This window comes from Pseudorhodoplanes sp., assembly GCA_032027085.1.
Lineage (GTDB): Bacteria > Pseudomonadota > Alphaproteobacteria > Rhizobiales > Xanthobacteraceae > Pseudorhodoplanes.
In genome coordinates this window covers 2,620,807-2,640,842 of the sequence record JAVSMS010000001.1, presented here as the reverse complement: position 1 = coordinate 2,640,842, position 20,036 = coordinate 2,620,807, and the positions used below count along the sequence as shown (strand labels likewise).

General features: G+C 62.9%; 21 protein-coding genes. 16 read left to right on the top strand and 5 right to left on the bottom strand.

Features of this window, described 5'->3' with window-relative positions:
• Positions 1–134: 134 nt before the first annotated feature.
• The 7 genes from RO009_12785 (at position 135) to RO009_12755 (ending at position 7,219) form a co-directional block, all read left to right on the top strand.
• Complete coding sequence (locus RO009_12785; protein MDT3685903.1) at positions 135–926, top strand: hypothetical protein; 792 nt, start codon at positions 135–137, stop codon at positions 924–926.
• Between the two features lie 94 nt (positions 927–1,020).
• Positions 1,021–2,091: a lipopolysaccharide heptosyltransferase II gene (waaF, locus tag RO009_12780; GenBank protein MDT3685902.1), complete on the top strand. Its 1,071-nt coding sequence runs from the start codon at positions 1,021–1,023 to the stop codon at positions 2,089–2,091.
• A gap of 368 nt (positions 2,092–2,459) precedes the next feature.
• Entirely contained in the window at positions 2,460–2,651 is a 192-nt protein-coding gene (locus RO009_12775; GenBank protein ID MDT3685901.1) for a hypothetical protein, read from the top strand.
• Between the two features lie 113 nt (positions 2,652–2,764).
• Positions 2,765–3,373, top strand: coding sequence for a L,D-transpeptidase (locus RO009_12770; protein ID MDT3685900.1), 609 nt, complete (start codon positions 2,765–2,767; stop codon positions 3,371–3,373).
• A gap of 387 nt (positions 3,374–3,760) precedes the next feature.
• Positions 3,761–5,680 (top strand): ABC transporter ATP-binding protein, encoded by a 1,920-nt coding sequence (locus tag RO009_12765; protein ID MDT3685899.1) that lies wholly within the window; start codon positions 3,761–3,763, stop codon positions 5,678–5,680.
• A 45-nt stretch (positions 5,681–5,725) separates the two neighbouring features.
• Positions 5,726–5,977 (top strand): hypothetical protein, encoded by a 252-nt coding sequence (locus RO009_12760; protein MDT3685898.1) that lies wholly within the window; start codon positions 5,726–5,728, stop codon positions 5,975–5,977.
• 174 nt (positions 5,978–6,151) lie between these two features.
• Entirely contained in the window at positions 6,152–7,219 is a 1,068-nt protein-coding gene (locus RO009_12755) for a hypothetical protein (protein MDT3685897.1), read from the top strand.
• A gap of 90 nt (positions 7,220–7,309) precedes the next feature.
• Here the strand turns inward: RO009_12755 and RO009_12750 are convergent, their stop codons facing one another.
• Positions 7,310–9,313 carry a protein-L-isoaspartate(D-aspartate) O-methyltransferase gene (locus RO009_12750; GenBank protein MDT3685896.1) on the bottom strand — a complete coding sequence of 668 codons (2,004 nt, stop codon included), beginning with the start codon at positions 9,311–9,313 and terminating at the stop codon, positions 7,310–7,312.
• Between the two features lie 239 nt (positions 9,314–9,552).
• Here RO009_12750 and RO009_12745 point away from each other — a divergent pair, with 239 nt between their 5' ends.
• The 3 genes from RO009_12745 to RO009_12735 all read left to right on the top strand — a co-directional run bounded on the left by RO009_12745 (position 9,553) and on the right by RO009_12735 (position 11,024).
• Positions 9,553–9,765 carry a hypothetical protein gene (locus RO009_12745; GenBank protein MDT3685895.1) on the top strand — a complete coding sequence of 71 codons (213 nt, stop codon included), beginning with the start codon at positions 9,553–9,555 and terminating at the stop codon, positions 9,763–9,765.
• Entirely contained in the window at positions 9,758–10,327 is a 570-nt protein-coding gene (locus RO009_12740; protein ID MDT3685894.1) for a diguanylate cyclase, read from the top strand. Before RO009_12745 ends, RO009_12740 begins: the two co-directional genes overlap by 8 nt.
• Before the next feature lie 244 nt (positions 10,328–10,571).
• The gene (locus RO009_12735; protein ID MDT3685893.1) at positions 10,572–11,024 is read left to right on the top strand and encodes a DUF2267 domain-containing protein; all 453 of its coding nucleotides are present in this window, start codon (positions 10,572–10,574) and stop codon (positions 11,022–11,024) included.
• Positions 11,025–11,030: 6 nt separating this feature from the next.
• On the opposite strand, the gene RO009_12730 is transcribed toward RO009_12735, so the two are convergent.
• Positions 11,031–12,554: a sensor domain-containing diguanylate cyclase gene (locus tag RO009_12730; protein ID MDT3685892.1), complete on the bottom strand. Its 1,524-nt coding sequence runs from the start codon at positions 12,552–12,554 to the stop codon at positions 11,031–11,033.
• Between the two features lie 200 nt (positions 12,555–12,754).
• Here RO009_12730 and uvrB point away from each other — a divergent pair, with 200 nt between their 5' ends.
• From uvrB to RO009_12705, 5 genes are read left to right on the top strand one after another with little or no spacing between them, the layout of a single operon-like run.
• The gene (gene uvrB, locus RO009_12725) at positions 12,755–15,625 is read left to right on the top strand and encodes an excinuclease ABC subunit UvrB (GenBank protein ID MDT3685891.1); all 2,871 of its coding nucleotides are present in this window, start codon (positions 12,755–12,757) and stop codon (positions 15,623–15,625) included.
• A gap of 44 nt (positions 15,626–15,669) precedes the next feature.
• Complete coding sequence (locus RO009_12720) at positions 15,670–15,909, top strand: hypothetical protein (GenBank protein ID MDT3685890.1); 240 nt, start codon at positions 15,670–15,672, stop codon at positions 15,907–15,909.
• Positions 15,910–15,939: 30 nt separating this feature from the next.
• Positions 15,940–16,713 (top strand): DpnI domain-containing protein, encoded by a 774-nt coding sequence (locus tag RO009_12715; protein MDT3685889.1) that lies wholly within the window; start codon positions 15,940–15,942, stop codon positions 16,711–16,713.
• Positions 16,714–16,763: 50 nt separating this feature from the next.
• A complete protein-coding gene (locus RO009_12710) occupies positions 16,764–17,102 on the top strand; it encodes a hypothetical protein (GenBank protein ID MDT3685888.1) in 339 nt (112 codons plus the stop codon).
• Between the two features lie 52 nt (positions 17,103–17,154).
• Entirely contained in the window at positions 17,155–17,643 is a 489-nt protein-coding gene (locus RO009_12705) for a hypothetical protein (protein ID MDT3685887.1), read from the top strand.
• 177 nt (positions 17,644–17,820) lie between these two features.
• Here RO009_12705 and RO009_12700 read toward each other — a convergent pair whose 3' ends face one another.
• Positions 17,821–18,090, bottom strand: a complete 270-nt coding sequence (locus RO009_12700) for a hypothetical protein (protein ID MDT3685886.1) — start codon at positions 18,088–18,090, stop codon at positions 17,821–17,823.
• A 242-nt stretch (positions 18,091–18,332) separates the two neighbouring features.
• Here RO009_12700 and RO009_12695 point away from each other — a divergent pair, with 242 nt between their 5' ends.
• Positions 18,333–18,515, top strand: coding sequence for a DUF1059 domain-containing protein (locus RO009_12695; protein MDT3685885.1), 183 nt, complete (start codon positions 18,333–18,335; stop codon positions 18,513–18,515).
• 163 nt (positions 18,516–18,678) lie between these two features.
• Here RO009_12695 and RO009_12690 read toward each other — a convergent pair whose 3' ends face one another.
• Both RO009_12690 and RO009_12685 read right to left on the bottom strand, forming a co-directional pair.
• On the bottom strand, positions 18,679–19,422 hold the full coding sequence (locus RO009_12690; protein ID MDT3685884.1) for an ABC transporter substrate-binding protein: 744 nt from the start codon (positions 19,420–19,422) through the stop codon (positions 18,679–18,681).
• 180 nt (positions 19,423–19,602) lie between these two features.
• A complete protein-coding gene (locus RO009_12685) occupies positions 19,603–19,917 on the bottom strand; it encodes a hypothetical protein (GenBank protein ID MDT3685883.1) in 315 nt (104 codons plus the stop codon).
• Positions 19,918–20,036: the final 119 nt, after the last annotated feature.

Here is a 20,036-nt window from a genome sequence, read left to right as displayed (position 1 = left end):
CGATCCATGGCAAGAGCCCCAACCCCCGAGGGTGCCAGCATTCATATCCATTGACCGTCGCGGCATGTCCAGCGCCGCAAGGCCGTCGCAATCTGCCACTAAGGCAGCACGCGCCCGTTTTCCCGGAGACCCCTATGCGCTCGCTTTTATCCGTGACAATTGCCATCGCCCTGTTCGCGCCGGTTGCGGCGTCCGCGCAAAGCCTGCAATTGGCGCAGGCCAAGCCCCAGCAACAGGCCCCCGCGGTCGCTCCCGCCAAGGCCTACAAGCCGGTGGCGGTGCAATTGCCGGGGCCGTTCAACGATGCGAGTTTCGAGGCCTTCCGCAAACAGCTTGCCGACATCGCACAGAAGAAGGATCGCGCTGCCCTGGCGAAGCTGGTGGTGACGCAAGGTTTCTTCTGGGAAGCGGAGGACGGCGACAAGGCCGACAAGACGAAACCGGGCATCGACAATCTCGCCGCCGCCACCGGACTTGCAGGCAAGGACGCGGAGGGCTGGGACCTTCTGCTCGGCTATGCCGGAGATCCGACCGCCGCTCCGTTCCCCGGAAAGCAGGGCGTTGTCTGTACGCCGGCCGACCCGACTTTCGACGAAAAGGCGCTGGAACAACTCGCCAAGACTACCCAGACCGATCCGGGTGAATGGGGCTATCCGCTGGCTGACGGCGTCGAGGTGCGGTCCTCCAATAACGCAAAAGCGCCGGTTTCAGAAAAGCTCGGCCTGCATTTCATGCGCATTCTCCCGGACGAAAACGACGACCCCCCGTCGGGCCAGATCCCCCTGATCAAGGTGGTGACACCCTCTGGCAAGACCGGCTTCGTGTCGGCGGACGCCATTGCGCCGCTTGGCAATGACCAGCTCTGCTACGTAAAGGACGCCGCTGGCTGGAAGATCACAGGTTTTGTCGGCTCCGGCGATCAGTAACCCTGTCTGGCCAAAATTTGGCAGTGCCGTTGCCAATGGTGCCGGAATAAGGTTCGTCCGGGAGTGCGATTCGACGAGCTTGGAAGGAATATCGTTGCTGCCAGACGTCAAAAGAGTTGCAAACGACGAATCGGACGACGCGCCGATCGTGGTGATTTCCTTTCCGGGCATCGGCGATTTCGTTCGCAGTCACACCGCGGTCCAGTTGATCCGTGAACGCAATCCCGGCTGCCCGATCGACATGGTGGGGCAATCGCCGGCGACGGACATCGCCTTTCTGATGCCCGGCGTGCGTGAAGGCATTGCCGAACCGTTTGGCGGACATTCGCGTCTGCACTTCATGCGGCGGATGGAATTCGCCAAAACGCTGCGATCCCGCGGCTATCGCAAGGCCTATATCCTCTCGCGCTCGTGGAAGCCGGCCATTGCGCCATTCTTTGCAGGCATTCCCGAACGCGTCGGCTGGTGGGGCGAGGCACGTTTCCTTGTCATCAACCGGCCCCGTATCTTCGAATACAGAAACCGGCGCATGGTGGACCAGCTTGCAGCGCTTGCGCTCGATCGCGGCGAGAAACGGCCGCGTGAGTGGCCCGAACCGCGCATCGACATTTCTCCGGCAATGCTCGCGGATTTTCGCCGGATCCACAATCTGCCGGATGCCGGCAGACTGATCGCGGCCATTGCGCCCGGATCGACAGACGAATTGAAGAATTGGCCGATCGAGCAATACGCGACGCTGGCGCGCTGGCTTGTGCGCCGCGGCTACGCCGTCTGGGTGCTCGGCGCTGCATTTGAACGTCCCCTCGCCGAGCGATTACGCGAGCTTGCGGGCGGCGATGTGCAGGTCGCCACGGAAAGCTCGTTGCTGACATCGACCTATCGGGTCGCGGCCGCTGATATCTTCATTGGCAATGATTCCGGGTTGCTGCATATCGCGGCGGCGCTCGGCAAGCCCTCGGTCGGAATCTACACTTTCACCGATCCGTTTCTTGCCGGGCCCATCAACCGCAATGTCCGCTTTGTCCTGCCGCCGCTGCGATATGTCCGGCACCGCAGGCCCAGCGCTCATTGGCCGGAAACGGAAGCAGTCATCGAGGCTGTGGAAGCGGCGATGACCGAGGTCGAGGGAGCGGCAACGAGCCGGCAAAAGCAGGCCTTGGGATAGATCGGCTCCGCATCCCAGGATGCGCGAGGCGACGGAATAGTCTGCAGATTGGCGATGTTCGAGTTCGGTGGCGCGAAAGCTCCGCCGGATGTTTGCATTTGCAGATACGCATAGAACAATATTTCTGGAGGGCACGACACTGGCGGCGGCGATTCTGTCGGCGGAATGCAATTGGCCGCCGCCCAGCAGCAACAGCGTCCGCAGACCGAAACCACCAAGGTGAGGGCACCGATAACGTCTATATCTTCCGCAAAGGCAATCATCAGGCGATGTTCATTGTCACCAGGGAGGGCGTGATCGCTACCGATCCCGTCGCCCATGGGCGCCCCTATTGCGGCCTTTGGGGACGGGGCACATGATCGGTGGCAATGCCAGATCAAAATGAACCGGATACCCGGAAGACCCTGCCGCGCAGCCTGATCTGCGCCGGTTGCGGAGAGACTTTCACCTGCAGCCTCGGCGGTGGCTGCTGGTGCGATGCCGAGCCGGTCCGGCTGCCATTACCGGCCGCCGGCGACTGCCTGTGCCGCAATTGCCTGCGCGCCAGGGCGGCGACGTGACCGCGATGTGTCGCTTTTCCGCCTCACATTCCAGTTATGCGGCCCGAATGTATTGAATTCAGGCTGAAAATCTTGGCAGACTCAGCGCCGGATTGCACCACGTCGGGGATTTCATGCTTTTTCGCCAATGGCTGACACTCGCGGCCACCGCCGCACTCTGTGTGCTTCCTGCTGTCGGAAATGCTCAGTTGCGTCCGATGGCCGACATTCCCAATCCAACCATCCGCGATGTCGACCCCGGGATCGACAATACCGCCCGCGCCGCGCAGGTCGATAATGTATATCGCCCGCAGCCGGTCTTTTACCGCACGCACGAGGCGCCGGGTACCATCATCGTCAACACCCAGGACCGGTTCCTCTATCTCGTGATGGGCAACAACCGCGCCATGCGTTATGGGGTCGGCGTCGGCCGCGACGGATTCCAATGGGGCGGTATTCACAGAATCACCCGCAAGGCGGAATGGCCGGACTGGACGCCGCCGGAGGAAATGATCGCGCGCCAGCCCTATCTGCCGCGCTGGATGGCGGGCGGGCCCGGCAATCCTATGGGTGCGCGCGCCATGTATATCGGCGCCACCGTCTATCGCATCCACGGCACCAACGCGCCGGAAACCATCGGTCACGCCGTGTCGTCGGGATGTTTCCGGCTGGTGAATGACGACGTGGTCGACCTGTATGGGCGCGTGCCGGTGGGCACCAAGATCGTGGTGCAGCATCGCTGACAGTCGATCCGTTCAACGGAAACAGCGGCTCCGAAACGAGCCGCCGTTTTTATTTTCGAAATGCGAAACACTACCGCCCTGCACGCAACCAGATCGCAAAAGAGAATCGCACAATCCTTTGCAGGTCGATTAAATGCGCCGAGCTTGGCCCATCAGAGAGCCAGCACGGGAGGAAAGATCATGCGCTTTGCCAAAACGCTTGCACTCGCCGCCGCCTCGGCCACCGCAAATTGTAAGCGCGCCATTGTCTGGTCAAGATGACCGGTTAAATAGGGACATTCGATCACGAAACGGATCTGCAGGGCGGCGTTTTGCGCCGCCTTTTGGCGTCCGCACCAGCACCAGTAAAAGTGGGAACCGGTTTTGCGTCCGATCGAGCGCTAACTTATGAGCCTGGCGCACGATGTTTTCGGCCATTTCGCTGAAAACATCGTGGGCTGGGACGTCCGAAGGCTCGTCATGTTCACCTGGTTCGAAAAGGCGCTGGCGCCGACCGCGCCGCCCGCCAAGCCGGAGCCGCCGGCGACCTTGCCGGCCTTCTACTGGCACTTCGCGCGCCAGGCCAAGGGCCTCTTGGCGCTGCTGTTCATTGCCGGTTTCATCGTCGCCCTGCTCGACGCCACCATCCCGGTCTTCATCGGCCGCGTGGTGACGCTGGTGACATCGAGCCAGCCCGACAGGCTGTTCGCTGACTCCTGGCACATCCTGCTGGGCATGGCGGCGATCCTGCTGATCGCGCGCCCGCTTGCCATCACCGCGCAGAACATCGTCGCCAACCAGGCGATCGCCGCCAATGTCGCCAACATGATCCGCTGGCAGAACCACTGGCATGTGGTGCGGCAGAGCTGGGCCTTCTTCCAGAACGATTTCGCCGGCCGCATCGCCAACAAGGTGATGCAGACCGGCCCCGCCTTGCGCGAGAGCCTGGTCTCCATGATCACGGCGGTCTGGTACATCCTGGTATATGGAACCAGCGCCATGCTGCTGCTGGCCTCCGCCGACGGCTGGCTCGCATTGCCGGTGCTGGTCTGGTTCGCCGCCTATGCCGTGCTGCTGCGCGTCTTCGTGCCGCGCATGCGCGACCGCTCGACCGAAGTGTCGGAAGCGCGCTCGATCATGACCGGGCGCATTGTCGACACCTACACCAATATCCTGACACTGAAGCTGTTTGCCCGTGCGCGTGAGGAAGACGCCTATGTGCGTCAGTCGGTGGAAACGCATACCGGCCTGTTCCACGCCTCGCTGCGGCTCAACACGCTGTTCAGCCTCTGCCTGTCGACGCTGAACGCATTGCTGGTGACGTCGGTGTCGGGCCTTTCGATCTGGTTCTGGACGCAGGGCAAGGTCGAGATCGGCACGGTGGCGATGGCGCTGCCGCTCGCGTGGCAGATCGTCAACATCGCCGGCTGGGTTGCTTTTCAGGTGACCGACATTTTCGAAAATATCGGCGTGGTGCAGGAAGGCATGCGCGCCATCGCGCGTCCGCTCGGCCTGCCCGACAAGCCCGACGCGAAGGAATTGAAGGTGTCGCGCGGCGAGATCGTCTTTGACGACATTCGCTTCGGCTATGGCAGCGAGAAAGGACTGATCGACAACCTGTCACTGACGGTCGAGCCCGGCGAGAAGATCGGCCTTGTCGGCCGCTCCGGCGCCGGCAAGTCGACGCTGGTCAATTTGCTGCTGCGCTTTTTCGACCTCGAAGGCGGGCGCATCCTGATTGACGGGCAGGACATTGCCGACGTGACGCAGGAATCCCTGCGCACGCAGATTTCCGTGGTCACGCAGGATACCTCGCTGCTGCATCGCTCGATCCGCGACAACATCCGCTATGGCCGCCCGTCTGCGAGCGAGGCGGATATTGTCGCCGCGGCGAAGCTCGCGCAGGCGCATGACTTCATCGTCGGTCTGGAGGACTGGAAGCACCGGAGCGGCTATGACGCGCAAGTGGGTGAGCGCGGCGTGAAGCTGTCCGGCGGGCAGCGCCAGCGCGTTGCGATTGCGCGCGTGATTTTGAAGAACGCACCGATCTTGGTGCTGGATGAGGCGACCTCGGCGCTGGATTCCGAAGTCGAAGCGGCGATTCAGTCCAGTCTCGATAATCTCATGCAGGGGAAGACCGTGATCGCCATCGCGCACCGGCTCTCCACCATCGCGCGCATGGATCGCCTCGTGATCCTTGACAAGGGCCGTATTGTCGAACAAGGCACGCATGAGGAATTGCTGGCCGCAGACGGACACTATTCCGCGCTCTGGCGGCGGCAGTCCGGCGGCTTCATCGATGCCCCCGGCCTGCAGGCGGCGGAATAACGCGGAACCATCCGCCGTTTGCGCGCCTGTCATCAAGGAAAGTGCATGGCACGCAAGCCCACCAAGCGGACTGAATTCGTTCTGTTCGACGTCTTCTACGAAGACGGCAGCCAGCGCTCGAACCGCCGCGTGCCGGCCGACGCGCTTGGTGGTCTCGAAGGCGACAAGCCTGCGCAATACATCATCGAGCAACAGGACCGCGAGATCGCCGCGAAATCCGGGCAGACGCCGCTGCGGATCAAGAGCGTGCGCCGCGCCGGCGCCAAGGTGCCGGAAAAGGAATGGAAGCGGCGCTGAGCGCCGTCCGCATCAGTTGCGTCAGTATTGACCAGGCGCGTGGCGATACACCCATCGCGAAGCCTTGATTTGCACCCATTGGATTGCGCTGGCGCAATCGACTGAATAGGGTTCGCCTCTGGTGAAAGCGGCTTTGACAGGCTTTTCACCTTCAGAAACTCGGGAGGAGTGGCAATGGCTTACAACATCATGATCATGGGCGCGTCGTATGGCTCGCTGCTTGCTTCCAAGATTCTGTTCGGCGGCCATTCCGTGCATCTGATCTGCCTGCCGGCGGAGGCCGAGCTGATCAACGCCGAGGGGTTTCGGGTGCGCATGCCGGTGAAGGGGCGCAAGGAGGCGGTCGAGATCGATTCCCGCAAGCTGCCCGGCAAGGTGACCGCCGGGGGCGCCGCCGGCGTCAATCCGAAGGACTACGACCTGATCGGGCTCGCCATGCAGGAGCCGCAATACCGCTCGCCGGGGGTGCGGGAGTTGCTGGATGCGGTCGCAAAATCGCGGGTGCCCTGCATGTCGATCATGAACATGCCGCCGCTGCCCTACATGAAGCGCATTCCSGGCCTCGACGCCGAGACGCTGAAGGCGGCCTATACCGATCCGACGGTGTGGGACAATTTCGAGCCCGGCTGTCTCACCTTGTGCAGCCCCGACCCGCAGGCGATCCGTCCGCCGGAGGAGAACGTCAATGTGCTGCAGGTGACGCTGCCGACCAATTTCAAGGTGGCGAAGTTCGAYAGCGACGCCTCGACCGCCATCCTGCGCCAGCTTGAGAAGGACATCGACGCGGTGCGCTTTGACACACCGGAGGGCCAGATCGAATTGCCGGTGAAGCTGCGGGTGCATGATTCGCTGTTCGTACCGCTGGCGAAATGGGCGATGCTGCTCGCCGGCAATTACCGCTGCGTCACCCCGGACGGCATGCGCACCGCGCAGGAAGCGGTGCACAGCGACATCGAGACCTCGCGTTCGGTCTACAACTTCGTCAACGACCTCGTGGTGCGGCTTGGCGCCAACCCGAACGACCTCGTGCCGTTCGAGAAATACGCCGCCGCGGCACAGAGCCTGTCGCGTCCGGCCTCGGCCGCCCGCGCGTTGCAGAACGGGGCGCCGAACATCGAGCGCGCCGACAAGCTGGTGCAGCTCATCGCCCGGCAGAAGGGGCTGAGCAACGCCGCGATCGACGCGCAGGTGGCGCTGGTCGACGCCCGCATCGAGGCCAACCGCAAGAAGGCGGCGGCATAGGTCCGCTCATATCGGAACGTAAAGACCAAGCCCGCAGCATTTCCATGCTGCGGGCTTTGCATTGAACCGGCATCATGTCCACGCCTGGGGTCAAAGCCCGAACGGATAAGTGTCCGGCATATCTTCGAGTTCGTGCGTCGCGAACGGCGTCACCGGGGCGGTCTGGTTGAACCAGATATACTCATCGAACTGGTCCGGCAGCACCGCCTGGAAATAGTGGCTCGCACGTTCGGTTTCCGGCCGGTAGATCACCCCGATTGCGCGCTGCAGCCGCGGCTTGCGCAAGGCGGTCCTCAGTTCGCGCGGCGCTCCCCGCAAATTCAGAAAGAACGAGGGCACTCCGCTCTCGTGACAGTGATGCTCATAGCTCTGCCGCAGCGACGGGAGGATGGTCTTGATTTCCATCGGCCCGTTCCATTCGGATGCCGCCGCAACCTGTCCGCCATGCGTGCCGAAGCCGACGAGATAGGCCTTGTCACCGAATTCCTCGCGGCAGAGCTGGCCAAGATTGTGCTCGCCGCGCGAGGTCATTTCGGTCGCGGCCGCGTTGCCGATATGTGAATTGTGCGCCCACACCACCGCCCTGCTGTCGCGGCCGTAAAACGCCAGCAGGGTCTTCAAGGTCTCGAACATGTGCTTGTCGCGCAGATTCCACGACGCGCGCGAACCATAATACATGATGCGATAATAGCGTTCGGCATTGGCGATCAGGCGCGCGTTCTGCATGGCGTCCATGAAACGCTCGCCGTCATGAAGCGCATATTCGCTGCGTTTGCTCATCAGGCCGGTCAGCACCTCGGTCACCGCCGGTTCGCAGGGTTCGTATTTCCCGGTCAACGCCGCGTGCCCGTAGGTTGCGGGATCAGTCTGCCACGGCGTCAGACATCCATATCGCTGGCGCGCGACCTTCGCAGTCGGCGGATCGACCTCGTCCAGATATTTCAAGACCGCGCGGATGGAATCGTACAACGAATAGAGGTCGAGCCCGTGAAAGGCCACCCGCCGCTCCGGCTTTTCGGGCGCATTGTGCGCGCGCAGCCAGTCGACGAATGCGCGCACTTCGTTGTTGCGCCACATCCAGGCCGGGAAACGGGTGAAGGCGGTCCACTCGGACGGCGGATATTCCATGTGCCGCACATAATGGTCGATGCGGGCGGCATCCGGCCAGTCGCCCTCGATGGCGACAAAGCGGAAGCCCTTCTTCTGAATCAGTTCGCGCGTGATCCGCTCGCGCATCCGGTAGAATTCGGCGGTGCCATGCGTGGCCTCGCCCAGCAGAACCACCCGGGCATCGCCAATCCGTTTCAGCAGCGGCTCGAGCGACGCCGTATCAACCGATGGCATGCGCTCGCAGGCATTGCCGATCTGCTGCGCCAGGGTCTCGCGCCCGATCCGGACAAAGGGTCCCTTGGCAGCCGGCGCGGCGCGTGGCGGCGCCCAGCCTTCTTCGCCGACCAGCGGCACGAAGCGCACGTCGGCGAGATCTTCGCGCTTGAAATCCTGTTCCGAGACGCGGGTGATCCGCACCAGCTCCTGCACGTTGGGATCGGATCCCACCGGAATGACCAGCCGGCCGCCCACCTTGAGCTGCAGTTTGAGCGCGTCGGGAACTTTCGGGCCGCCGGCCGCCACCACGATGCCGTCATAGGGCATGTGCTCCGGCCATCCCTTGGTGCCGTCGCCGTGCAGGACCCGCACATTGTCGCAACCAAGATCAGCGAGCGTCGCGGCGGCCTTTTCCGCGAGCTGGCCGATGCGCTCCACCGTGTAGACCTCGCCGGCGATTTTCGACAGCACCGCCGCCGCATAGCCCGAACCCGCGCCGATCTCGAGAACACGCTCGCCTCCTTCCAGCCCCAGCGCCTCGATCATGAAGGCCACGATGTAAGGCTGGGAGATGGTCTGCTCCTGCTCGATCGGCAGCGGACTGTCCTCGTAGGCAAATTCGCGCAAATGTGCGGGAAGGAAGGATTCGCGCGGCACGCTGGCCATGGCGTCGAGCACGAGCTTGGAGCGCACCCCGCGGGCGCGAATGGCCTTCTCGATCATCTGCTCGCGCTGTTTGGCGAAATCCGGATCGGGCTGGTCCAGCATGGTCGGGCTCACTGCGGGAGAGCTGAAATGCTATCCCGCCGGCAATAGAGATGATTGATCAATATCAACGGCAATGCGGAAACATCGCGGCCAAAGCGATATGCAGAAGTCTTTTTAATTGTTGCTGCGTCCAGCGCTGAACGGTCCGCACCACAAAGTGTCCCGCACGCTCGCCGCTTAAGGAACTTCGGCGCGGGATGCCGACTTGGCGTTGCGCCCTCGATGCGCTGGAGGTTCCCATGGCACGCGATGCAGAAACAACTCGGGCGGCCGCGTTATGGACATGGTCCGCGATTGCGGGCGGCGTTGTCGCCGCCCTTATCATTCAGGCCATGCTGGCGCTCGGTGTCAGCTTATTTGCTCTGGACGTGCCGGCAGCCGCTGATGCGCCTGTCACAATCAGCACCGCGGCCCTGTTGTCGCCCCTTTGCCCCGAGTGGACTGATGGCTGACGAAATCACGCGTGCAATGCTGATGTATTTCGTTCTGCCGCTGTGGCTCGTGGCCGGCTTTGCCGACTGGCTGTGTCATCGCGCGACCAGTATCGCCACCACCAGCGGTCCGAAGGAATCTGTCATTCATCTCTTGCTGTTCGCCGAGATGGCGGTGCCGGTGCTGGCGGCGCTTTTTCTGGAGATCAACGCCCTCATCATCGCGATCATGATCGTCGCATTCCTGCTGCACGAAGCCACCTCGCTCTGGGATGTGTCCTATGCCGCGGACAAGCGCGAGGTCACGCCGTTCGAGCAGCATGTGCATAGCTTCCTCGAGATGCTGCCGCTGATGGGGCTATTGATGATCATCGTGCTGCACTGGCCGCAATTTCTCGCGCTGTGGGGATTGGGAGACGAACCCGCCAGGTGGACCCTGGCGCTGAAGCCCGAGCCGCTGCCCGTGCTTTATATCGCGGGCGTGTTGCTGGCCGTTCTTTTGTTCGAGCTGCTGCCCTATCTGGAAGAGCTTGTTCGCGGTCTGCGCGCGCAGGCGGTGTCACGGCGCCCCCGGGCAAAATAACGCAGCGGAGAGACCGCTATCGGCTGCGGCTAATGCTCGGTTGCGGCGGCAGCGGTTGATTAAAATCAATGTCCGCGGCGCACTCGAACCCGTCAACCGCGCGGCAGCCGGCGCGCTCGATCTGCCGCGCTCCGGACTACAATTTTAATTTGATCCTTTCGACACGGATATTCTGACGTTGATTCAGGTCAAGGCGCCGGCGCCCTGCGCGCGATGCTGTATACGAAAATGCGGAGTATGGATCATGAGCGGACTCGAGAGTCTCGACCACACCGTCCAGCTCACTCACATCTGGATCAACGATCTGGACGCGCGGCTGGAATGGAACAACAAGGCTCGCAGCTATCGCCTGCTCAAGGCGGTACTGCATGCGGTGCGCGACTGGCTGCCGGTCAATGAGGCCGCCAATCTAGGAGCGCAACTGCCCGGCCTCCTGCGCGGCGCCTTTTACGAGCAATGGCATCCGGCCGGAACGCCGGTCAAAAAGCGCAGCAAGGACGATTTCCTCGCGCATGTCGCCCGGCATTTCATGAAGGACCCGCTGGAGCACCCGAACCAGCAGGTGTCGGAAGTGCTGCGGCTCCTGACCGACAAGATCACGCCGGGAGAAATCGAGGACGTGCGGCAGTCCATGCCTGAAGACATCCGCAACTTCTGGCCGGAGCCATATGTGGAAATTAGCGCCGCGCGGAAGTGACGGGCCTCAATGCTCCGTTGGCGAGGATGGTGCCGTCTGCGCTGACGGAGGATTGTCCGGGCGCCGACGGTCGTGCGTCGTATCGGCGTAATGTTCGCGCTTGGCGTCGAGCATGAACAGGTCGGCGCGCTTCACCACGGCTTCCAGCCTCTCGCCGGGCCGGCTGGTGGCGATGCCGACCGACAGACTGAGCGGCACATCCGGATAGAACTGGTTGTTGATGTCGATCAGGTCATTGAGCGATCCCAGGATCGTCTCGCCGGCCGCAGCGTCCATGCCCGGCAGCAGCACGGCGAATTCGTCGCCGCCGATGCGCGAGGCGGTGTGCGGCTTGTCGACGAGGGAGTTGAACACCTCGCCCGCCCGCCGCAACAGCGCGTCGCCGGCGGCGTGTCCGAGTTCGTCGTTGGCTACCTTCAGGCCGTTGAGGTCGGCCATGATGATCGTGACCGGATACGGGCCCTTGCGCTCCAGCCGGTTCATCTCGTCGGTGTAGAAGGAGCGATTGTAGAGCTTGGTCAGCACGTCATGGGTGCCGAGATATTCCAGATAGGCCTCGGCCTTCTTGCGCGCGGTGATGTCGGTCAGCGCCACCTGCACCAGCGACCAGTCGTGCTCGCGGCCCGGAATCACCGAGAATTGCAGCAGCAGGTTGAGCTTGTTGCCGTCGAGCGCGTAATTCACCACCTCGCGCTGCTGGAACAGCTTGCCCTCCCAGAGATCGATGAGCTGTTCGCGGAACGGCCCTTCCATGTCGTCGCGGAACACCTCGCGCAGATTGTTGAGCAGATGCTCCTTGTCGGTGGCGCCGAACAGTTCGAGCGTGCGCGCATTGACATCAAGGACGCGGATTTCGCTCATGCAGCGGGCGACGAATTCCTCGTGCACGTCGGTGAAGACGCGGAAATCCTCGATGCCCTGCATGCGCACTTCATCGATCAGCCGCTTGACGGCGCTGAAATCTTCGACCCAGAGCGAGACCGGCGAATGCGCGAACAGGCCGCGCGCATAATTCTCGCTGTCGATCAGATCGCGCCGCGCCTCCTCGCGCTCGGTGACGTCCTCGATCGACACCAGCACGCGATCCCAGCTTGTCTCGTGCCCCGGCACGATGGCGCCGCGAAGTTGGATGTCGAGACGCTCGCCGGACAGCGTATAATTGACGGTGTTGCTGGCGAAATGCGTCTGGCCCTGCCAGAGCTGCACCAGTTCCTCGATGTGGGTGGTGAGCATGTCATCGCGGAAGATACTGCCGAGATTGCTCACCAGATGCGCAAGATCGTCCGCCCCGAACAGGGAGAGCGTCTTGCGGTTCACCTTGATCACCCGGATGCACTCGGAACAGGCCTTCACCCGCGCCGGATCGGTGCGCAGATAGGCGCGCAGATCGCTGACCCCGGCGGCGCGCCAGTTTTCGAACAGGGCCTTGAGCGCGCTGTAATCCTCGAGCCAGAGCGAGACGGGAGCGAGATCGAACATCTCCGCGTCGTCGCCGCGGGGATGACGTGAATCGGATGCAGGGTGAGACATAGACAGCCTTGTCAGGGATGCGCACTGGCTGGAAGGACCGGGCGCAGATGACCTGCACCCTGGTACGGTGAGATGTATAGATGATTCCCCGGCGCAGTCTCCGGTTGTAGCGGCATTTTTGCAATAACCACAGGTTCCCTGTCTTTCTTTCGGGACCTCCGTCTCTTTCCCCCTTCGACGACTCCCCCCATATTCGCGCGATGGCGAAAATCCCCCCGAAAAAGCCCAAGGATTACGCAAGACCGACGCGCGCCAAGGCGCACCGGCCGGAAGCGCCGGCGCCCGATCCCGCACTCGACGCACTGCTCAATCCCGGCATCGCCAAGGGCCGGGCGGGCATCGGCTCGGGAACCGGCAGAAGCCTGAACCTGCAGCCTCCGCCGGACAATTCCTTCGACCGCCGGGCCGACCGGGCGGCGGAGCACACCGCCCGCGCCTCCACCCCGCAAGGCTTCAAGGAGAAGGCGCAGTCCGGCTATGTCGCACGCTCACCCTTCGAGAGCTCGCCGATCAGCGGCCTCGATCCGGTGCTGGCGAAGGAGCTCGGGCTCGAGGTCGACGATGACGCCGCTCTGCCCGGCTCCAGGGTCGGCGCTCGCGCCGAGAAGAAGGACGACGAGGTCGAGCTTGGCCGCGGCGTCACCGGTGCCGCCGCCTCCAGCGCCGCGCTGGAAAAGCTGCTGCGCGAGGGCCGCGAGGAATTCCAGGGCGGCATCGCCTGGGCGCCGCATCGCCCCGAACGGCCGGAGAAATCCGAAGGCGGCGTCAAATTCATCATCAAGTCCGAATACGAGCCGAAAGGCGATCAGCCGTTCGCGATCAGGGACCTGGTTGAAGGCATCAACCGCAACGAGCGCACGCAGGTGCTGCTCGGCGTCACCGGCTCCGGCAAGACCTACACCATGGCCAAGGTGATCGAGGCGACGCAGCGCCCCGCCCTCATCCTCGCGCCGAACAAGACGCTGGCCGCGCAGCTCTATGGCGAGTTCAGGAGCTTCTTCCCCGACAACGCGGTCGAGTATTTCGTCAGCTACTACGACTATTACCAGCCCGAGGCCTATGTCCCGCGCACCGACACCTACATAGAAAAGGACAGCTCCATCAACGAGCAGATCGACCGCATGCGCCATTCGGCGACGCGCGCGCTGCTCGAACGCGACGACGTGATCATCGTCGCCTCGGTGTCCTGCATCTACGGTATCGGCTCGGTCGAGACCTATTCGGCCATGACCTTCTCGGTGACGAAGGGCGACCGCATCGACCAGCGCCAGCTCATCGCCGACCTCGTCGCGCTGCAATACAAGCGCAGCCTCGCCGATTTCTCGCGCGGCACCTTCCGCGTGCGCGGCGACACCATCGACATCTTCCCGGCGCACTATGAGGACCGCGCCTGGCGGGTGTCGCTGTTCGGCGACGAGGTGGAGAAGATCGTCGAGTTCGATCCGCTCACCGGCCGCGACACCGACGAGCTGAAATTCGTGAAGATCTACGCCAATTCGCACTATGTGACGCCGCGCCCGACGCTGATCCAGGCGATGCAGAGCATCAAGGCCGAGCTGAAATGGCGGCTGGAGCAGCTCACCAATGCCGGGCGCCTGCTGGAAGCGCAGCGCCTCGAGCAGCGCACCTTGTTCGACCTCGAAATGATGGAGGCCACCGGCTCCTGCGCCGGCATCGAGAATTATTCGCGCTATCTCACCGGCCGCAAGCCGGGCGAGCCGCCGCCCACCTTGTTCGAATATGTGCCCGACAACGCCATCATCTTCTGCGACGAGAGCCACGTCACTATCCCGCAGATCGGCGCCATGTATCGCGGCGACTTCCGCCGCAAGGCGACGCTGGCCGAATACGGCTTCCGCCTGCCCTCCTGCATGGACAACCGCCCGCTACGCTTCGAGGAATGGGACGCCATGCGCCCGCAGACCGTCGCGGTCTCCGCGACGCCGAGCTCCTGGGAGCTGGAGCAATCGGGCGGCGTCTTCGCCGAGCAGGTGATCCGCCCCACCGGCCTGATCGACCCGCCGGTCGATGTGCGCCCCGCGCGCACGCAGGTGGACGATCTCGTCGGCGAGGTGCGCGCCACCGCGCAGAAGGGCTATCGCGCGCTGATCACCGTGCTCACCAAGCGCATGGCGGAAGACCTCACCGAATATCTGCACGAGCAGGGCATCCGCGTGCGCTACATGCATTCGGACATCGACACCATCGAGCGCATCGAGATCATCCGCGACCTGCGGCTCGGCGCGTTCGATGCCCTTGTCGGCATCAACCTGTTGCGCGAGGGCCTCGACATTCCCGAATGCGCGCTGGTCGCGATCCTCGACGCCGACAAGGAAGGCTTCCTGCGCAGCGAGACCTCGCTCATCCAGACCATCGGCCGCGCCGCGCGCAATGTCGACGGCCGCGTCATCCTCTATGCCGACCAGGTCACCGGCTCGATGCAGCGCGCGATGGCGGAGACCAATCGCCGGAGAGAGAAGCAGGAGGCCTACAACAAGGAGAACGGCATCACGCCGGCCTCGATCAAGAAGAACATCGCCGACATTCTCGACAGCGTCTATGAGCGCGACCATGTGCTGATCTCGGCCGGCGACGGCGTCGGCGAATTCGCCGAGGCGGCGACCATCGGGCACAATTTCGAGACGGTGCTGGCCGATCTCGAGGCGCGCATGCGCGCCGCCGCCGCCGATCTCGAATTCGAGGAAGCCGCGCGCCTGCGCGACGAGCTCAAGCGCCTGCGCGAGACCGAGCTGGCGGTGAACGACAATCCGACAACGCGGAATGCCGCTTCTCCCTCTCCCCGCTTGCGGGGAGAGGGTCGGGGTGAGGGGCAAGGCCGCGGGCGCGGCGCTTCACACACCCGCCCGCACAAACCCTCGCTCGATGAAATGGGCATCGCCACCTATCACGAGGTGCTGCCCGACCGCCCGGGCCGCAAAGGCCCGCGCAAGCCCAATCTGGATTCCATGGGACCGAGCGTCGAATCCATTCCGGGCGGAAAAAGCGAAGGACCTCGCTCAACGGCCGGCAAGCCGGGCCAGCGCGGCGGGTGGAAGAAAAGGGGCCGTTAAGATGCTTTTTGCCTTAAGCTGGCCTCTCTTCTGGGGAGGGGACGTTGGGCAAATACGATCCGTTGCGCGATCATCTGCAAAGCGTTCGCGCCCGCACGTGGATAGCATCATTTCGCGATGTCGAGGCGGTTATTAGAGACCGACTTCCGCGAAGCGCCTACGAGCATCAAGCATGGTGGTCAAACAGCCGCTCGCACATCCAGGCGCATTCCTGGCTCGATGCCGGCTGGCAAACTGAAGGCACCGATTTGACCAGAAAGCGCATTGTTTTTCGCAAGAATTAAAAGCTGCATCGCAGCTTAGGTAATTTCAGAATGAAGTTAGGCTTTGAGGAGTCTCAATCTCCCTACATCAGCGGCTCACAGAGCGCTCGTTTCTGGACGGAGAAATGGGTCGAGAAATCCCTTTACTGCCCAAATTGCGGCAGCCTGAGGCTCGACAAATTTCCAAATAACCGGCCTGTGGCGGATTTTCTCTGCTCAGCCTGCAAGGAAGAATTCGAACTCAAAAGCCAAAAAACAAAGTTTGGCGCCAAGGCTCTCGACGGCGCCTATCGCACGATGCGCGAACGGATCGTTGCCAGCAACAATCCCAATTTCCTGTTCATGAACTACAGCCTGAAAACAATGGGCGTTGTCGACCTATTCGTCGTTCCCAAGCACTTCTTCGTTCCCGAAATTCTGGAGAAGCGAAAGCCGTTGGCAGACACCGCCCGGCGCGCAGGCTGGATTGGCTGTAACATCTTGCTCAGCCAGATTCCGGATTCCGGCAAGATTTTCTTTGTTCGCAACAGCCAGCCGGTCGAAAAGGGTCACGTCCTGTCGCAGTGGCAGCGGACGCTTTTCCTGCGCGACGAAACGCCTGTCGCCAAAGGCTGGCTGCTCGAAGTGATGAAATGCGTGGAGATGATCGGCAAGCGCGAATTTGACCTCGACGATGTCTACGCCTTCGAAGCAAGACTGAGCGGCATTTATCCAAACAATCAGAACGTCAAACCGAAAATCCGGCAGCAGCTTCAGTTTCTTCGCGACAAAGGGTATCTCGATTTTGTGGGTCGCGGCACCTATCGCTTGCGGTCCTCAGATTGAAATGCTGCAATATGATTTGCTGGCCTACGGCTCCAGTTGCGGAGGAGCAAATGGCGTGGTTTCTCAACCATTATAAATGCGCGTGCTGCGGTCGCGACTGGACCGACGAATGGTCCTGCATGTGCGACGACGACTGCCCGCATTGCGGCGCTCGTCACATGTCGCCCCACAAAAGCGATGAACTGACGGGGATTATCGAGCGTCGAGGCAAATCTTTTGTCGTGCTGTGGTCACCGAAGTCAGCGGAACATGCACCAGACTGCGATGAGGTTGCCAGCTTCAAGACGGAGGCTCGCGCAAAGGGCTACATCGCTAGTCGATTGGCCACAGAGTATCGCGACCTGCAAACTTCTGCAGACCAGCGCCCCACGCCGCTCCAGGGAGAGTGAACGTGGCGCCTTCCCACGCGACCCAATGAACGTCCCTTAGAATCTTAAACCCATGCCCCGCCTCTTCCCCGCCGCCCTCGCGCTGATCCTCGCCACCTCCGCGCTGGCGCAGGATTGGCGCGTCTACAGCAACCCGCGCTTCGGCACGCGGGCTGAGGTGCCGCGCGACTGGAGCATGGGACCGGCGCCGGAGAATGACGACGGGCGCGTGTTCACGTCGCCGGACGGGAGCGCCACCATCACGATCTATGGCTCGCTGCATGTGCTCGACAGCATCGACGAGGCGATGAAGATTTACGAGACGCCGAAGGACGGCGAGACCATCACCTACAGGCAGCGCAGGAAACGCACGATCACGGTGTCGGGCACCCGCGGCGAGCGCATCTTCTATCGCCGGGCGATCCTCACCTGCCGCGACCAGGTGTGGAACGGCGTCGCCATCGACTATCCGGCAGCGCGAAAGCAGGAGTTCGACGCGCTGGTGACGCGCGTCGCGAAGTCATTGCGCGGCGGCCAGGGCTGGCAGGTGAAGGGGTGCTGAGACGCGCATTTTCACCCTCCCCTGCGAAATCGCGTCAGCGCGATTTTCGCAATGATCACGTGGTCGAAGTCGGAAACATCCGATGTCGACTGGAGAGGGTAAGAGTCGGCACAAACAAAACGGCCCCGCTTGCGCGGAGCCGTTCTGCAGTCACGTCACCTTCAATCAGTCGCCCGACTAATCACAGACGCGGCGCGTCTTGACGATCACGCGGCCGCTCGGCGTCACGGTGCGCGACCTGATGGTGCGGCAATCGTCGTCATACGCGTAGGCGCGATAACCCGGACGATAGCGATGGCCGTAACGATAATCGCGGTCGTAATGGCGCGCGCCGCCCACGCCGACCTCGACGCCGCCGGGGCCGGCGCCCAAATAAACCTGAGCGCTTGCAGGCGCGGCCACGCCAAGCGCGGCAGCCGCGGTCAAGCCGATGAGTAGTTTCCTCATGAGTCGCCTCCTTCCTTTTCCATCCGGGTGGCAACGCCCGGGGGCGCCGAAGGTTCGCGATCACATTTGCTTAAGTGCTTGGAACTGAATGGATATTCAGGGAGGAACTGCGCGGCAAGGCCGCATGGATGCGGCTCGCGCGCCAACGCGCAATCGCACAGGCGTGATTGCGGCGGCGTTGCCGCGCCGGACGCACGGGCGCAACATCGCCGAATCTTCCAGAGCATGACGGGAGGCAATAGATGTCACGCGTCTCCATCGACTGCCGCAAATATCCGAGCGACATGAATTGCTCGGTCGCGATCTCCGCCGACACCGAGAAGGAACTGCTCGACGCGGCCGTGCAGCACGCGGTCGCGGTGCACGGACACAAGGACACGCCCGAGCTGCGCGAGCAGCTGGCGAAGATTTGCGAGAAGAATTGACGCGCTTCACCTCTCCCCGCTTGCGGGGAGAGGTCGACTTCCGAGCGAAAGCGAGGAAGTCGGGTGAGGGGGCGCCTCAACAGCTCGTGACTTGGATACGCCCCCTCACCCGGCTCGCAGCTTCGCTGCTCGCCACCCTCTCCCCGCAAGCGGGGAGAGGGAATTACTCCGCCGGCGCGACGCTGGCCTGCTGGTTGCTGCGCGCGAGCGCATCGGCGACGAAACCGGACGCTTTCATCTCCTCGACGAAGCCTTTCAGATATTGCGCGCCGGCGGGACGGCCCTGCGGCGTGCCCATGGCCTGACGGATATCCATGAAGCGATCGCTCATCACCCGCACATCGGGATCGGTCTTCGCGTAATCCTCGAGCGGCTGGCGCACGCCGGCGGCGGCGTCGAGCTTCTCGCGCAGGAACAGATCGATCATCGCGCGCCCGCCGCCGCTCTCCGCGCGCACGAGCTGCGCATTCTTCAGCGTGCGGGTGAGATAGAGATCGTAAGCCGAATTCGGTCCCACCGCGATGCGGATGCCGGCCCGGTCGACATCGCCGACGCTCTGCATCGGCGAATCCGCCTTCACCATGTAGGTGCCTTCGATGATCACATAGGGCGCGGTGAAGGCGATCTCGGCGGCGCGCACCGGCTCGATGGCGAGAAAGGCGACGTCCCATGTTCTCGGATCGCTGTCGGGCGCCTTCAGCGTTTCGAAGACCTTGCCCGCCCCGTCGAAGCCGACGAAGGTCACCGGCACGCGGAGACGCTTCGCCAGTTCGCGCGCGAGATCGGCGGACACACCCTTCGCGTCCTGCTCATGGGCGCCGCGCTGCGCCAGCACGCCGTTGCCGTAATTGATGGCCGCGCGCAGCGTGCCGGTGGGCGCGAGATCCTTGAGGATGTCTGGGGACACGGAACGCACCTCGTGGAAATTGATGCGGAGCGAATGCAGCGGGTCAGCGCCCGCCTTGCTCCTGCGTCATGCGCGGGCTTGACCCGCGCATCCATCGTTTTTCGCAAAGATGATGGATGGCCGGGTCACAAGGGCGTCACGACGCCGTCGTCGACGGCGATGCCCGGCAATGACGAGCAGCTATTTCGGCTTGTACTTCATCTTCCGCAGATCGGCATCCATCTCCAGGCAGGTGAGCATCTCCACATAGCTCGGCGTGCCCATGCGTGCGGTGGCGCTGCAGGTCTCGCGGTCGGCGGCCGGGAATTTCGTCCAGCCGGCGGCGAGCGTGGTCTTCGCCGCCGCCTCTTCCTTCAGGCATTGCTGGAAGCGCGCATTGTCCTTGGGATCGGTCAGTCCGCCGCGGCAGCTCGGCTCGACATTGAAATTCGGCAGCGTGTCGGACACCGCTACCGCCAATGGCAGCAGCAAAATAGGCAGGACGGGCATGGCCATAACGTGTCTCCGGGTTGGCCGGGAGTTTGTCGCAGCAAGCTTATCGAAATGTGAAGGCAGCGCCTAGGATGCGGGGGCGTCGCCCGGGTGCCGAAACGGTGAAACGCTGCTAGTCTCGG